The following is a 13756-nucleotide window of genomic DNA, read 5'->3' as shown; positions in this document are numbered from 1 at the left end:
AGCTGCCATCGGCCATGCGCCGGGTGCGTGATGCCTGCTAATGCGAAGTTGGCGCGGGGCATAACTATTTGCTAATCGACTGGGCGTGACTGATCGACCGCCCAATATCCGCCACTTCGCCGCGCTGGCTGCCACGGTGCGCCACGGCAGCCTGAGCCGCGCGGCGCGGGCCGTGAACCTGTCGCAGCCCGCGCTGACCCAGGCGATCACCGGGCTGGAGGCCAGCCTGGGCGTCACCCTGTTTGAACGCGGCCCGCAGGGGATGAGCCCGACCGAGCCCGCCCGCCTGCTGGCCCCCCGCGCCGAGGCGGCGATTGCGCATGTCGGCAGTCCGCGCGTTACGGGTACGCAGCTGCGCGCCTTCCTCGCGGTGGTGCGCGCGGGCAGTTACGGCGCGGCGGCGGAGGCGACCGGGATTTCGGCGGCGTCGCTGCACCGCGCGGTGGCGGACCTGTCGGTCGCGCTGGGGCAGCGCTTGCTGGACCGGCGCGGGCGCAGCCTTGCGCTGACTCCGGCGGGGGAACGGCGCGCGCGCGGGTTTGGCCTGGCAATGGCGGAACTGCGCGCGGGGCTGTCGGAAGTGGCGGCCTGGCAGGGCAAGGCGGGCGGGCGGATCGCGGTCGGCGCGATGCCGCTGTCGCGTGCGCGCTGGTTGCCGGAAGTCATCGCCCGCTTCGCCGCGCTGCATCCGCAGATCGACATCGCGGTGCACGAAGGCAGTCACACCGAGCTGGTCGGGCCGCTGCGCGATGGCGACATCGACCTGATGCTGGGCGCGCTGCGCGAAGGGGCGCGGGCCGAGGATCTCGATCAGGTTCCCGTGTTCGAGGATCGCCCCGCGCTGGTGATGCGCGCCGGGCATCCGCTGTTGGCGCAGACGGACGATGTGGCGGCAGCGATGTTCGCCTATCCCTGGTTGATGCCGGGGCGGGACACCCCGCTGCGCGGTTACTGGGAAGGCATGATCCGCACGCTGGGCCGCGATGTGCCGCGCGTGGGGGTGGAATGCGGATCGGTCATGATGCTGCGCCAGTTGCTGCTGTCGGGCGATGCGCTGACGTTGCTGTCGCCGGATCAGGTTTCGGTCGAACTCGATGCGGGCGTGCTGGCGGCGCTGCCGACACCGGTGCCGGTGACCCGCACCATCGGCATTGCCACCCGCGCGGGCTGGCGCCCGACGGCGGCGCAGGCGGCGTTCGTGACCCTGCTGGAACAGGTGGGCCGGGAACTCGCCAGTTGATTCGTAAATTCTGATAGCTGCGGGCTTCATTCGATTTGCCGCTGTCACTGGCGCGCGCGCATGGCGGGGGCAATGACCTGTGATCTTGCCCTGATCGGGTTCGGTGAAGCCGGATCCACCTTTGCCCGCGCTGCCGGGTGGGAAGAGCGCGCGCGCGGCTGGGACGTGCTGCCCGCGCGCCGCGCGGCGATGGCGGATGCGGGCGTGATCGCGGCGGAGAGCGCGGCAGCGGCGCTGGCGGGCGCGCCGCTGGTGCTGTCGCTGGTCACGGCGGATCAGGCGCTGCCGGCCGCGCAGGACTATGCCGCCAGCCTGATGCCCGGTGCGCTGTGGTGTGATTGCAATTCGGTCGCCCCCGATACCAAGCGCGCGGCGGCGCGCGCGGTGGAGGCGGCAGGCGGGCGCTATGTCGACGTGGCCGTGCTGGCCCCGGTCAATCCGGCGCGGCTGAACGTGCCGCTGCTGCTGGCGGGACCGGCGGCGGAAGAAGCGGCGGCGGCGCTGGGGGCGCTGGGCTTTGCCAACATCCGCGTCGTCGGCGCGGAAGTGGGCCGGGCCAGCGCGATCAAGATGATCCGCTCGGTCATGGTCAAGGGGCTGGAAGCGCTGACGGACGAGATGATGGCCGCCGCAAACGCTGCCGGGGTGGCGGACGAAGTGCTGGCCTCGCTCGACGCCAGCGAAAAGACCATCCCGTGGGCGCAGCGCGCCGCATACAATCTGGAACGCATGGCGACGCACGGGCTGCGGCGCGCTGCCGAAATGGAAGAATCCGCCAAGACGCTGCTGTCGCTGGGGGTTGCCCCGGTGATGACGCGCGGCACAGTCTATCGCCAGCGGGAAGCTGCCGGGAAAGGAAAGTCATCGTGACCATGATCATCGACTGCCACGGCCACTACACCGTGCTGCCAAAGGCGCACGACGAATGGCGCGAGGCGCAGAAGGCCGCGTTCAAGGCGGGGGTGGAAGCGCCCGCCTATCCCGACATTTCGGACGACGAAATCCGCGAGACGATCGAATCGAACCAGCTGCGCCTGCTGAAGGAACGCGGCGCGGACATGACGATCTTTTCGCCGCGCGCCTCCGCCATGGCCCCGCACGTGGGCGATCAGTCGGTCGCGGTGAAGTGGGCGCAGGTCTGCAACGACCTGATCGCGCGCGTGGTTGGCCTCTATCCCGAAACGTTCGCGGGCGTGTGCATGCTGCCGCAGTCGCCCGAAGCGGACATGACCAGCTCCATCGCGGAGCTGAAGCGCTGCGTGGAACAGCTGGGCTTCATCGGTTGCAACCTCAACCCCGATCCGGGCGGCGGGCATTTCAAGCATCCGCCGCTGACCGATCCGTTCTGGTTCCCGTTCTACGAAGCGATGTGCGAGCTGGACGTGCCGGCGATGATCCACGTTTCGGGTTCGTGCAACCCGGCGATGCACGCCACCGGCGGCTATTACATCGCGGCCGATACCATCGCCTTCATGCAGCTGCTGGAAGGTGATCTGTTCAGCCGCTTCCCGACCCTGCGCTTCATCATCCCGCATGGTGGTGGGGCGGTGCCCTATCACTGGGGGCGCTATCGCGGGCTGGCCGACATGCTGAAGAAGCCGGACCTGCAAAGCCATCTGATGAACAACGTGTTCTTCGATACTTGCGTCTATCACCAGCCGGGCATCAACCTGCTGGCCGACGTGATCGACAACAAGAACATCCTGTTCGGCAGTGAAATGGTGGGCGCGGTGCGCGGGATCGATCCGACCACCGGGTTCTACTTCGACGACACCAAGCGCTACATCGACGCGCTGGATATTTCCGATGCCGAACGCCACGCCATTTTCGAAGGCAACGCCCGCCGGGTCTTCCCCCGGCTTGATGCCCAGCTGAAGGAGAGGGGCCTGTGACCCAGCCCGCCAAGCCGACGCAGAACATCCACGAATACCTCGCCGAGTTCGAGGATATCCCGGGCACCCGCGTCTATACTGCCGCGCGCGCGCGCAAAGGCTATCACATCAACCAGTTCGCGATGAGCCTGATGAAGGATGAGAACCGCCAGCGGTTCAAGGCCGACGAGAAGGCCTATCTGGACGAATGGCCGATCAGCGACGAGGCCAAGGCCGCGCTGCTGGCGCGCGATTACAACACGCTGCTGGATCTGGGGGGCAACGTCTATTTCCTGTCCAAGCTGTTCAGCACCGATGGCCTCAGCTTTGCCGAAGCGGTCAGCACGATGACCGACATGACCTTCCCGGAATACCGGGACATGATGCTGAAGGGCGGCCGCAGCCCCGAAGGCAATCGCTCCATCAAGGCCAACCGCGCCGCCACAGGCGCCGCGGACAAGCAAGGGAACTATTGAGATGGCCCGTATTACCGCCGGTGTCGGCTCCAGCCACGTGCCCCTGCTGGGCGTGGCCGTGGACCAGGGCAAGGACCGCGACGATTACTTCGGCCCGATCTTCGCCGGGTATGACTGGACCCGCGAATGGGAAAAGGAGACCAAGCCCGACGTGATCGTGCTGGTCTATAACGACCACGCATCGGCCTTCGACATGAAGATCGTGCCGACCTTCGCGATCGGCTGTGGTGAGCGTTACAAGAGCGCCGACGAAGGCTGGGGCCCGCGCCCCGTGCCCGACGTCGAAGGGCACCCGGACCTGGCCTGGCACATCGCGCAGAGCCTGATCCTCGACGAATTCGACATGACGATCATCAACGAGATGGATGTCGACCATGGCCTGACCGTCCCGCTGTCGATGATGTTCGGCAAGCCCGACAAGTGGCCCGTCAAGGTGGTGCCGCTGGCGGTCAACGTCGTGACCTATCCGGTTCCGTCGGGCAACCGCTGCTGGGCGCTGGGCGAAGCGATCAAGCGCGCGGTGGAAAGCTTCCCCGAAGACCTCAACGTGCAGATCTGGGGCACCGGCGGCATGAGCCACCAGTTGCAGGGGCCGCGCGCCGGCCTGCTCAACCGCGAATGGGACAACAAGTTCCTCGATATGCTGGAAGCCGACAATGACGAGGTGCGGTGGATCCCGCACATCGAATACCTGCGCGAAACCGGCAGCGAAGGCATCGAAATGGTGATGTGGCTGATCATGCGCGGCGCGCTGGGCAAGAAGGTCAGGCGCCTGCACCGCCACTATCACATCCCTTGCAGCAACACGGCCATCGGCCATATCGTTCTGGAGCCTGAAGAATGACCAATCCCATCCGCATCGCCCTGGCCGGTGCCGGCGCCTTTGGCGAAAAGCACCTCGACGGGCTGAAGAACATTCCGGGCGTGGAAATCACCTCGATCATCAGCCGCACCGCCGAACAGGCCGCGGCAGTGGCCGCCAAGTACGGCGCGAAGCACAGCTCGACCGAACTGGACGACGCGCTGGCCCGCGACGACGTGGACGCCGTGATCCTGTGCACGCCCACCCAGATGCACGCGGCGCAGGCCATCGCCTGCATGAACGCGGGCAAGCACGTGCAGGTCGAAATCCCGCTGGCCGACAGCTGGGCCGACAGCGAGGCCGTGCTGGCCAAGCAACAGGAAACGGGCCTCGTCTGCATGGTGGGCCACACCCGCCGCTTCAACCCGTCGCACCAGTACGTGCACAACAAGATCAAGGCGGGCGAATTCAACATCCAGCAGATGGATGTGCAGACCTATTTCTTCCGCCGCACGAACATGAACGCCAAGGGTGAACCGCGTTCGTGGACCGACCACCTGCTGTGGCACCACGCCGCGCACACGGTGGACCTGTTTGCCTATCAGGCGGGCCGGATCGTGCAGGCCAACGCGATCGAAGGGCCGCATCATCCGCAGCTGGGCATCGCGATGGACATGTCGATCCAGCTGAAGAGCGAAACCGGCGCGATCTGCACGCTGTCGCTGTCGTTCAACAACGATGGGCCGCTGGGTACCTTCTTCCGCTACATCGGCGATACCGGCACCTATATTGCGCGTTACGACGATCTGGTGAATGGCCGGGAAGAACCGATCGACGTGTCCACGGTCGATGTCAGTATGAATGGCATCGAACTGCAGGACCGGGAATTCATCGCCGCGATCCGCGAAGGGCGCGAGCCGAATTCGTCGGTCGGCAAGGTGCTCGATTGCTATCGGGTGCTGGGCGAACTGGAAAAGCAGCTGGAGGCGGCGCGATAAGTCATGGTGGGACGGCGGCAGATCAATGGACGGGCAGTCAATCCGGTCGGGCTGGGATGCATGTCCCTGTCCTGGGCCTATGGCACGCCGCCGTCCGAGGACTACGCCGTCCAGTTGCTGAACCGGGCGCTTGACCTGGGCTATGACCATCTCGACACCGCCAACATCTATGGCCTGGGCCATAACGAGACCCTGCTTGGCAAGGCACTAAAGGGGCGGCGGCAGGAATTCTTCCTGGCGACCAAGATGGGCATCGTCGTGGATGGGCCGCGCCGGGGCGTGGATTGCAAGCCGGAGACGATCAAGGCCTGTGTCGAGCAGTCGCTGGAGCGGCTGCAGACCGATCACATCGACCTGTACTATATGCACCGCCGCGATTTCAGCGTGCCGATCGAGGAATCGATGGGGGCGATGGCGGACCTGGTGAAAGCGGGCAAGATCGGTGCGGTCGGCCTGTCGGAAATGAGCGCGGATACCCTGCGCCGCGCCCACGCGGTGCATCCGGTGGCGGCGGTGCAGACCGAATATTCGCTGTGGACCCGCAACCCGGAAATCGCCGTGCTGGACGCCTGCCGCGACCTTGGCGTGACGTTCGTGGCGTTTTCGCCGGTCGGCCGGGGCGTGCTGGCAAACGGCGTGCGCGATATGGCTGCATTGCCGGACAAGGATCTGCGCCACACCATGCCGCGCTTCAATGCCGATAACTGGCCGAAGAACCTGGCGCTGGTCGATGCGTTCAACGCGATCGCCGCGCGCGAGGGCGTGACCCCGGCCCAGCTCAGCCTGGCGTGGGTCCATTCGCGCGGGGATCACGTGGTCACGATCCCCGGCACGGCGTCGATCCCGCACTTGGAAGAAAACATCGCGCGCTGGGACTGGGACTTGCCCGCACACGTGGCGGATGAGCTTGATTCGCTGATAAACCAGCACACCGTGGCCGGTCCGCGCTATGGCCCGGTGATCCAGCAGACCATCGATACCGAGGAATTTGCCTGATATTTCAGCGCCGGAATGGCCCTGCGACTTTTCGGCCACAGGTACTGGAATCTTTCGCTCCGATGAATTTCACCCTTTTGAAAATTTCACATGGGTGATAATCGGTAGGCAAGGCTTACAATCAAGCCGCCTTTGGAACGAGGGAGGATGAAGGCAATGAGCAAGCTTCGGCATTCGTTCGCGCTGGGTGCGAGCGTACTGGTCCTGGCAACGGCCGCAACCCCGGTTTTTGCGCAGGAAGCGGATGAGACCGCTCCCGGCGGCAACCCGGAAATCGTGGTCACCGCGCAGTTCCGCGAACAGCGCCTGCAGGACACTCCGCTTGCCATTTCGGCGGTCAATTCGGAAATGCTCGAAGCCCGCAGCCAGACCAGCGTTGAGCAGGTTGCGGCGCAGGCTCCGAACGTCACCCTGACCCCGCAGGGCCAGCAGAACGGTTCGGGCCTGATCGCGTTCATCCGCGGCGTTGGCCAGACCGACTTCAACTTCGCGCTGGAACCGGGCGTCGGCATCTATGTCGATGACGTCTACATCCCGACCCTGACCGGCTCGCTGCTGGACCTGATGGACCTCGACCGCGTGGAAGTGCTGCGCGGGCCGCAGGGCACCCTTTCGGGCCGCAACGCCATCGGCGGTGCGATCAAGCTGTTCTCCACCAAGCCGCAAGGCAACGGCAAGGGCTCGATCCAGGCCACTTACGGCTCGTTCAACCGCGTCGAAGTGCGCGGCTTTGCGGACCTCGCGCTGGCCGACAACCTGTTCGCGCGCGTCGCGGGCGTGTCCAAGAACCGCGACGGTTACGTCAAGCGGCTGGACTATGGCCTGACCCACCCGGGTTCCGGCGTCCCTACAAACAACACCGGCAGCCCGGTGCTGGGCACGCTGGGCGGCCAGTCCTATGCTGCCGGCAAGCTCTCGCTGCGCTGGCTGCCGACCGAGACGGTCGAGGTCAACGTTTCGGGCGATTACACCCGCGACCGTTCGGAAGCCGGTGCGGGCGTGCTGCGCTATTTCAACAACGCCTCCACCACGGGTGACGGCGTGGCGTGGCTGCGCAACACGATCACCGGTGCGCCGGTTGTCGGGAACTGCGCGTTCGTTCCCTACGGCGTGAACAGCTGCGACACCCTGACCGGCTACGATCGCCGCTACGTGACCTATTCGACCTTCGCCGATACCCGTCCGGTGACCCCGCAGGCACCGTTCAAGCCGGTGATCTTCGAACCGCAGCAGTGGCTCGACAATTATGGCGTGATGGGCACGATCGACATCGATCTGTCGGACAGCCTGCAGCTGAAGTCGATCACGGCCTGGCGTCATTACAAGTCGGTCTGGTCGCAGGACGTCGACAACTCGCCGATTGCCAACCAGCAGCTGCGCCAGACGCTGATCAACGATCAGTGGAGCCAGGAACTGCGCCTGAACGGCAAGATCGGCGACGATGCGGCGTTCGAATACACGCTGGGTGGTTTCTACTTCAAACGTGACGGCACGCTGACCGCGCGCGTGGTGCTGAACTATGCCGGGCTGGACTTCCTGCACGGGCCGGACCCGACGCCGGCCAGCAACAAGGCCCTCTTCGCCACCGGCATCTGGCACGTCACCGACAGCCTCAACATCACGGGCGGCGTCCGCCACAGCTGGGACTCGAAGGATTACGTGTTCCAGCGTCACAACCCGGACGGCACCCTGCCCGGCGCCTGCGCCGCGCCCCCGCCGGCCGCCACGTTCAGCACCGGCGTGCCGAACTGCCTGATCGCCGGCCTCAATGGTTCGCCGGCCAGCTTTGACAGCAAGCGCTTCGACTGGCGCATCGCGATGGACTATCGCTTCTCGCCGGAAGTGATGGCCTATGCCCAGGTGGCCACCGGCTACCGCGCGGGCGGCGTGAACCCGCGTCCGTTCTTCGGCCCGGCCAACGGGGCGCTGAACCAGATCAAGTCGTTCAAGCCGGAAACGCTGATTTCCTATGAAGCCGGGTTCAAGACCGACCTGTTCGATCGCAAGCTGCGCCTGAACGTTTCGGCCTTCTACAACGACTACAAGGACATCATCCTGACGCTGTCGGCCTGCCCGATCGCGCCGTGCCTCCAGCCCAACAACGTTGGGGCCGCCGATGTGAAGGGCTTCGAAGTCGAAACCCTGATCAAGCCGACCCCCGCTTTCACGCTGGACGGTTCGCTCAGCTACATCGACTTCAAGTACAAGGCGCTGACCGGCGCGACCGCCGTGACCCTGAACATGGTCACGCCGTATACGCCGGAATGGAAGGCCAGCTTCGGCGCGCAGTACGACTTTGAAAACGTGCTGGGCGGCACCCTGTCGGCCCGCTTCGACGGTTCGTACCAGAGCCACATCTACACCGAAGCGGTGAACTATGACCGGATCCTGGTGTCCACCACCGCGCCAATCACCACCAGTCCGGCGGTTCCGGGCGTGACCGCGCGTCCCGGCGGCGGCCCGCTGGCCACGCTGGTCGCATCGAACCGGATCGACGGCTACTTCGTCGGCAATGCGCGCCTGACCTGGAAGCAGGAAGCGGAAGCGCCGATCTCGGTCAGCCTCGAAGTGCTGAACGTGTTCGACAAGTACTACTACACCTCGCTCTACGAGCAGTTCGCCAGCCCGGGCACCATTTCGGGTGCGCCGTCGCTGCCGCGGACCTGGGCGGTGACGCTCAAGAAGGAATTCTGAGCTAACGAACTACCCTGACTGGGGCCGTCATCCACCCGGATGGCGGCCCCTTTTTCTTGCGCTTTTCAGCTTGCGCCGCGCGGCCATCGCGCTACACAAACGCTAACAATAGTTAGGATGAGGATCGATGGCAGGTTTCCCGCAAACGCCCTATTTCATCGGGCTGAACGAACCCGTGGGCCAGGAAGTGGCGTTCACCGGGCTTGAGGTGGAGGGCACGATTCCGGCGGAGATTCGGGGCAGCTTCTATCGTGCCGTGCCCGATCCCGCCTTCCCGCCGAAGTTTGCCGATGACCACACCCTGTCGGGCGACGGCATGGTCAGCCGCCTGTCGATCAACGCCGACGGCAGTGTCGATTTCGCGATGAAGTTCGTCGAAACCGCGCGGCACAAGGCGGAAAAGGCGCTGGGCCGCGCCCGCTTCGGCAAATACCGCAACCCCTATACCGATGATGCCGAGGTGCAGGGCGTGGACCGCACCGTGGCGAACACCACCCCGGTCTGGCACGCGGGCAAGCTGCTGATGGCGAAGGAGGACGGGCTGCCCTATCGCGTCGATCCGCGCACGCTGGACACCATCGGCAGCTACAATTTCGGTGGCGCGCTGAAGTCCGAAACGATGACCGCGCACGTCCGGGTCGATCCGGTCACCGGCGAGATGTTCTTCTATGGTTACGAGGCGGACGGGCTGGCCAGCACCAAGGTCGCCTATTGCGTGGTCGGCGCGGATGGGCAGCTGAAATCCGAACAGTGGTTCGACGCGCCCTATTGCGCGATGATGCACGATTTCACGATCAGCGAGAATTACGCTCTGTTCCCGATCTATCCGACCACGGCCGACCTCGACCGGCTGAAGGCAGGCGGCGAACACTGGCATCACCAGCCAGACCTCAACAGCTGGCTGGGCGTGATGCCGCGCTATGGCGATGTTTCCGAGATCAAGTGGTTCAAGGGCCCCAAGGGGGTGTTCTGCTATCACATGATGAACGCGTGGGAAGATGCGGACGGCCTGCTGCATTTCGACCAGTGCCTGTCCAATACCAACGCCTTCGCCTTCATCCGCGAACCGTCGGGCATCCAGATGCAGCCGTGGGAAATCCAGGGCGGACTGACCCGCTGGACGGTCGATCCCAGGGGGCCGGCCGGCGACGTGGCGGAAAGCGTGATCGGCCCGCCGGGCGACTTCCCGGTGATCCCGGCAGCGAAGCAGGGGCGGCCCTATGCGACGGGCTTCATGCTGACGATGAACCCGGACCGGCAGGGACCGCCGGTGTTCGGCGGCCCGGTGCTGGCGATGTTCGACATGCTGGTGCGGCTGGACGGGATGGACACCGCGCAGCCGCAGATCACCCAGGCGCTGCCGATGCAGCCGGGCTGGTGCTATAACGAGCCGCTGCACGTGCCATCGGCGAGCCATGAAGGCTGGCTGATCACGTTCGTCGATCACCAGACGGGCGAGAACACGTTCGAACATTTCGCGTGGGTGCTGGAAGCGGGGGCCATCGCCAAAGGCCCGGTGGCCAGCATCCGCATTCCCACGCGGCTGCGCCCGCAAGTGCACGGCTGGTGGGTCAGCCAGGCGCAGCTGGATGCGGCGGAATAGGGGGCGCACGTGGGCAAGATCGTCATCACCGGGGCGTCGGGCCAGTATGGCCGCCTCGCCACGCAGGGGTTGATCGAGCGCGGTCTTGCCCGCGACCTGATCCTGATGACGCGGACCCCCGCCAAGCTGGCGGACATGGCCGCGCTGGGCTGCGAGGTGCGCTATGGGGACTATGACCATCCCGCCAGCATGGTCTCGGCGATGGCCGGGGCGGACAAGTTGCTGCTGATTTCTGGCACCCGCGTGGGCGCGCGGGTGGCGCAGCATCAGGCCGCCGTCGATGCGGCAGAGGCGGCGGGGGTGGGCCACGTGGTCTATACCAGCTTCATCGGCATCGACGATCCGGCCAACCCGGCCGAAGTGCGCCATGACCATATCGAAACCGAACGCCTGATCCGCGCATCGGGGCTGGCTTTCACGTTCCTGCGCGATGCCCACTATGCCGATGCGATGATCCTGATGGCGGGCCCCGGCGTGATGGCCAGCGGGCAGTGGATCAGCAATGCCGCCCTGGGCAAGGAAGCGATGGTGTGGCGCGATGATTGCGCGGCCTGCGCGGTCGCCGTGCTGACGGGCGCGGGGCATGAGAACCTGACGTATGACATCACCGGGCCGGAACTGCAGGACTTTGCCGAAGTCACCGCGCTGATGGCGGAATTGACCGGGGTGCCGCTGGAATACGTCGCGGTCGACGATGAGGCGCAGTATGCGATCTTCGACGCAATGGGCATTCCCCGCCGCCCGGTGGACGATCAGTATGTCGGCGCGATTCCGTGGAACAGCGATGACATGGTGTCGTTCGGCGCGGCGATCCGGGGCGGGTTCCTGGCGATCTGTTCGGACGATGTGGAGCGGCTGCTGGGCCGCCCGGCGCGGTCAGTCCGCCAGATGATTGCCGAGAACGTCGAAATGCTGCGCGGTGCGGCGCTTTAATCCCGCCACAGCGCGTCAAGCGCGGGCTTGAGGTGGTCGCGGTGCGGCGGCGGAACGCGGTTTACCAGCCAGTCCTCGAACGTGGCGATGGTGGCGCGGGCCTCGGCCAGCTTGGCTTCACCCGCCTCGGTCAGGTGCAGCGAGTGCGACTTGCCATCGAGCGGGCGGCGCGTGAGCAGCCCGGCATCCTCGATCCGGTTGAGCAGGGGGACCATGTTGGCGCGCTGGATGTCCAGAGCCCGGCCGAGCTGGCTGGCGGTGACGCCCGGATTGGCGCCGATCACCAGCAGCGCCGAAACGTCGGCGATGCGCAGTCCCAGCGGTTCGATCCGCGCGGCGAACTCCGCCATCATCGCGGATGCGGCGCGGCGCAGGGAATAACCGGGCAGGTCGAGCAGCGGATCCTTCACATTGCTCCTCTAACCTTGGCTATTGCGCATAGCAATCCATATTGTTATGAGTCATAGCAACATTTGCTGAGAAAGAGGATTGTCATGAGCACCGCCGCCGACCGCCCCGAAGAAGATACCGTTGCCTTCACCGTTGCCGACGACATCGCCTGGGTGAAGTTCAACCGCCCCGAAAAGCGCAACTGCATGAGCCCCAAGCTCAACCGGCGGATGAAGCAGGTGCTGGAAGAGCTGGAATTCCGCGACGACGTGAAGGTGCTGGTGCTGACCGGCGAGGGCGATGCCTGGACCGCTGGCATGGACCTCAAGGAATACTTCCGCGAGACCGAGGAGCAGGGGTTGTGGGCGATCCGCAAGTCGCAGCGCGAAAGCTATGGCTGGTTCGAACGTCTGCGCTGGTATGAAAAGCCGACCATCGCGATGATCAACGGCTGGTGCTTTGGCGGCGGCTATGGCCCGCTGTTCGGCTGCGACATTGCCATTGCCGCGGAAGATGCGCAGTTCGGCCTCTCGGAAATCAACTGGGGCATCCTGCCCGGCGGCGGCGCATCGAAGGTGGCGCAGGAACTGATGCCGTTCCGCAAGGCGATGTATCACGCGATGATGGGCGAAAACCTGACCGGCAAGCAGGCCGAGGAGCAGGGCCTGGTGACCGAGGCGGTTCCGGCCGAGCGCCTGAAGGAGCGCGTGCTGGAAATCGCCAATGCCCTGAAGAAGAAGGACACCCATGCCCTGCGCGCCACCAAGTGGACCATGCGCCGGATGGTCGACATGACCTATGACAACGGGCTGGAATACCAGATCCGCGCGCAGGAAGCGCTGCACAGCTTTGGCGGCGCTGCCGCGCGCAAGGAAGCGACCCGTCAGTTCCTTGACGAAAAGAGCTTCAAGCCGGGGCTGGGCACCTTCGATACCACGAAGGTCAAGGGGTGACCGATCGCACTGCCCTGATCGCCTATGTGCGGCGGGGCACGCCCCGGCCCTTCTACTATGCCAATGCGCATGAGAAGGACCGGGTTCCGGTGGACTTGCAGCCCATGCCGGTGCGCGATGCGCGCGCGATCGGCGCGCAGGTCGACCGGGAAGGGTTCCAGCTGGTCCGCCATCGCAGCATCGTGACGGATTGGACCGACCGCGCCGCGCTGGAGGCGATCCACCGCGCCGAAGTGGCGGCGCTGATCAAGGAGCTGACCGGGGCGGACGATGTCTTCGTCACCAGTCCCGGCATCCTGCGCTACAGCGAAAAGAGCGGCAAGGCCGGGAGCAGCGACAATTCGCACCCGGCGCGCTTTGTCCATGTCGACATCAACGATGCCACCGCCGCGCAGTTTGCGGAGCGCGGGGCCGGGGGGCGGGCCTTTACCCGCTGCGCCGCCTACAACCTGTGGCGGGCGCTGTCCCCGCCGCCGCAGGACGTGCCGCTGGCGTTCTGCGATATTCGCAGTGTCGCGGCGGACGACCTGATCGTGGCCGACGCCATTTTCGACCCGCCAGATGGCGCGCCCGAATGGTCGTTCGAAAGCTGGGTCGTCGGGCATAACCCGGCGCACCAGTGGTATTTCTTTGCCGACATGACGGCGGACGAAGCGGTGCTGTTCAAGACCAACGACAGCGATCCCACCCGCGCGCACTGTGTGCCGCACGTGGCCTTCGACGATCCGCTCGCCCCGGCCGATGCGCCGCCGCGCATCAGCATCGAAATGCGCGCGACGGCCTATTGGTGGGCGTAAGGG

13 protein-coding genes are annotated in these 13756 nt (G+C 65.5%); 12 read left to right on the top strand and 1 reads right to left on the bottom strand.

The window, feature by feature from the left end:
* The first annotated feature begins 85 nt into the window (after window positions 1–85).
* The 10 genes from IE113_RS12535 (at window position 86) to IE113_RS12490 (ending at window position 11613) form a co-directional block, all read left to right on the top strand.
* On the top strand, window positions 86–1240 hold the full coding sequence (locus IE113_RS12535; protein WP_189542017.1) for a LysR family transcriptional regulator: 1155 nt from the start codon (window positions 86–88) through the stop codon (window positions 1238–1240).
* Window positions 1241–1312: 72 nt separating this feature from the next.
* Entirely contained in the window at window positions 1313–2110 is a 798-nt protein-coding gene (locus IE113_RS12530) for an NAD(P)-dependent oxidoreductase (protein WP_189542015.1), read from the top strand.
* The gene (locus IE113_RS12525) at window positions 2107–3132 is read left to right on the top strand and encodes an amidohydrolase family protein (RefSeq protein WP_189542014.1); all 1026 of its coding nucleotides are present in this window, start codon (window positions 2107–2109) and stop codon (window positions 3130–3132) included. Before IE113_RS12530 ends, IE113_RS12525 begins: the two co-directional genes overlap by 4 nt.
* Window positions 3129–3587 carry a protocatechuate 4,5-dioxygenase subunit alpha gene (ligA, locus tag IE113_RS12520; protein ID WP_189542012.1) on the top strand — a complete coding sequence of 153 codons (459 nt, stop codon included), beginning with the start codon at window positions 3129–3131 and terminating at the stop codon, window positions 3585–3587. Before IE113_RS12525 ends, ligA begins: the two co-directional genes overlap by 4 nt.
* 1 nt (window position 3588) lies before the next feature.
* The gene (locus IE113_RS12515; RefSeq protein WP_189542009.1) at window positions 3589–4431 is read left to right on the top strand and encodes a class III extradiol dioxygenase subunit beta; all 843 of its coding nucleotides are present in this window, start codon (window positions 3589–3591) and stop codon (window positions 4429–4431) included.
* An 8-nt stretch (window positions 4432–4439) separates the two neighbouring features.
* Window positions 4440–5387, top strand: coding sequence for a Gfo/Idh/MocA family oxidoreductase (locus IE113_RS12510; RefSeq protein WP_189542241.1), 948 nt, complete (start codon window positions 4440–4442; stop codon window positions 5385–5387).
* 3 nt (window positions 5388–5390) lie between these two features.
* Entirely contained in the window at window positions 5391–6383 is a 993-nt protein-coding gene (locus IE113_RS12505) for an aldo/keto reductase (RefSeq protein WP_189542007.1), read from the top strand.
* A 156-nt stretch (window positions 6384–6539) separates the two neighbouring features.
* A complete protein-coding gene (locus IE113_RS12500; RefSeq protein ID WP_189542005.1) occupies window positions 6540–9077 on the top strand; it encodes a TonB-dependent receptor in 2538 nt (845 codons plus the stop codon).
* A 127-nt stretch (window positions 9078–9204) separates the two neighbouring features.
* A complete protein-coding gene (gene nov2, locus IE113_RS12495; protein WP_189542003.1) occupies window positions 9205–10680 on the top strand; it encodes a lignostilbene-alpha,beta-dioxygenase NOV2 in 1476 nt (491 codons plus the stop codon).
* Between the two features lie 9 nt (window positions 10681–10689).
* A complete protein-coding gene (locus tag IE113_RS12490) occupies window positions 10690–11613 on the top strand; it encodes an NAD(P)H-binding protein (protein WP_189542001.1) in 924 nt (307 codons plus the stop codon).
* On the opposite strand, the gene IE113_RS12485 is transcribed toward IE113_RS12490, so the two are convergent.
* A complete protein-coding gene (locus IE113_RS12485) occupies window positions 11610–12023 on the bottom strand; it encodes a MarR family winged helix-turn-helix transcriptional regulator (protein ID WP_189541999.1) in 414 nt (137 codons plus the stop codon). The two genes, IE113_RS12490 and IE113_RS12485, sit on opposite strands and share 4 nt — an antisense overlap.
* 84 nt (window positions 12024–12107) lie before the next feature.
* On the opposite strand from IE113_RS12485, the gene IE113_RS12480 reads away from it, so the two are divergent.
* Entirely contained in the window at window positions 12108–12956 is an 849-nt protein-coding gene (locus IE113_RS12480) for a p-hydroxycinnamoyl CoA hydratase/lyase (RefSeq protein WP_189541997.1), read from the top strand.
* Window positions 12953–13753 carry a CmcJ/NvfI family oxidoreductase gene (locus IE113_RS12475; RefSeq protein ID WP_189541995.1) on the top strand — a complete coding sequence of 267 codons (801 nt, stop codon included), beginning with the start codon at window positions 12953–12955 and terminating at the stop codon, window positions 13751–13753. The genes IE113_RS12480 and IE113_RS12475 overlap by 4 nt, the downstream gene beginning before the upstream one ends.
* The last annotated feature ends 3 nt before the right edge of the window (window positions 13754–13756 follow it).

It is taken from the genome of Novosphingobium arvoryzae (assembly GCF_014652615.1).
Classification (GTDB): Bacteria; Pseudomonadota; Alphaproteobacteria; order Sphingomonadales; family Sphingomonadaceae; genus Novosphingobium; species Novosphingobium arvoryzae.
Note: the sequence above shows the minus strand (reverse complement) of the source record. Positions and strands in the feature narration are given on the sequence as shown.

Bases quoted from the DNA above. Each gene is read 5' to 3' on its own strand.
- nov2 (WP_189542003.1), top strand. From the start codon at position 9,205: ATGGCAGGTTTCCCGCAAACGCCCTATTTCATCGGGCTGAACGAACCC.
- IE113_RS12515 (WP_189542009.1), top strand. From the start codon at position 3,589: ATGGCCCGTATTACCGCCGGTGTCGGCTCCAGCCACGTGCCCCTGCTG.
- IE113_RS12480 (WP_189541997.1), top strand. From the start codon at position 12,108: ATGAGCACCGCCGCCGACCGCCCCGAAGAAGATACCGTTGCCTTCACC.
- IE113_RS12530 (WP_189542015.1), top strand. From the start codon at position 1,313: ATGACCTGTGATCTTGCCCTGATCGGGTTCGGTGAAGCCGGATCCACC.
- IE113_RS12505 (WP_189542007.1), top strand. From the start codon at position 5,391: ATGGTGGGACGGCGGCAGATCAATGGACGGGCAGTCAATCCGGTCGGG.
- IE113_RS12500 (WP_189542005.1), top strand. From the start codon at position 6,540: ATGAGCAAGCTTCGGCATTCGTTCGCGCTGGGTGCGAGCGTACTGGTC.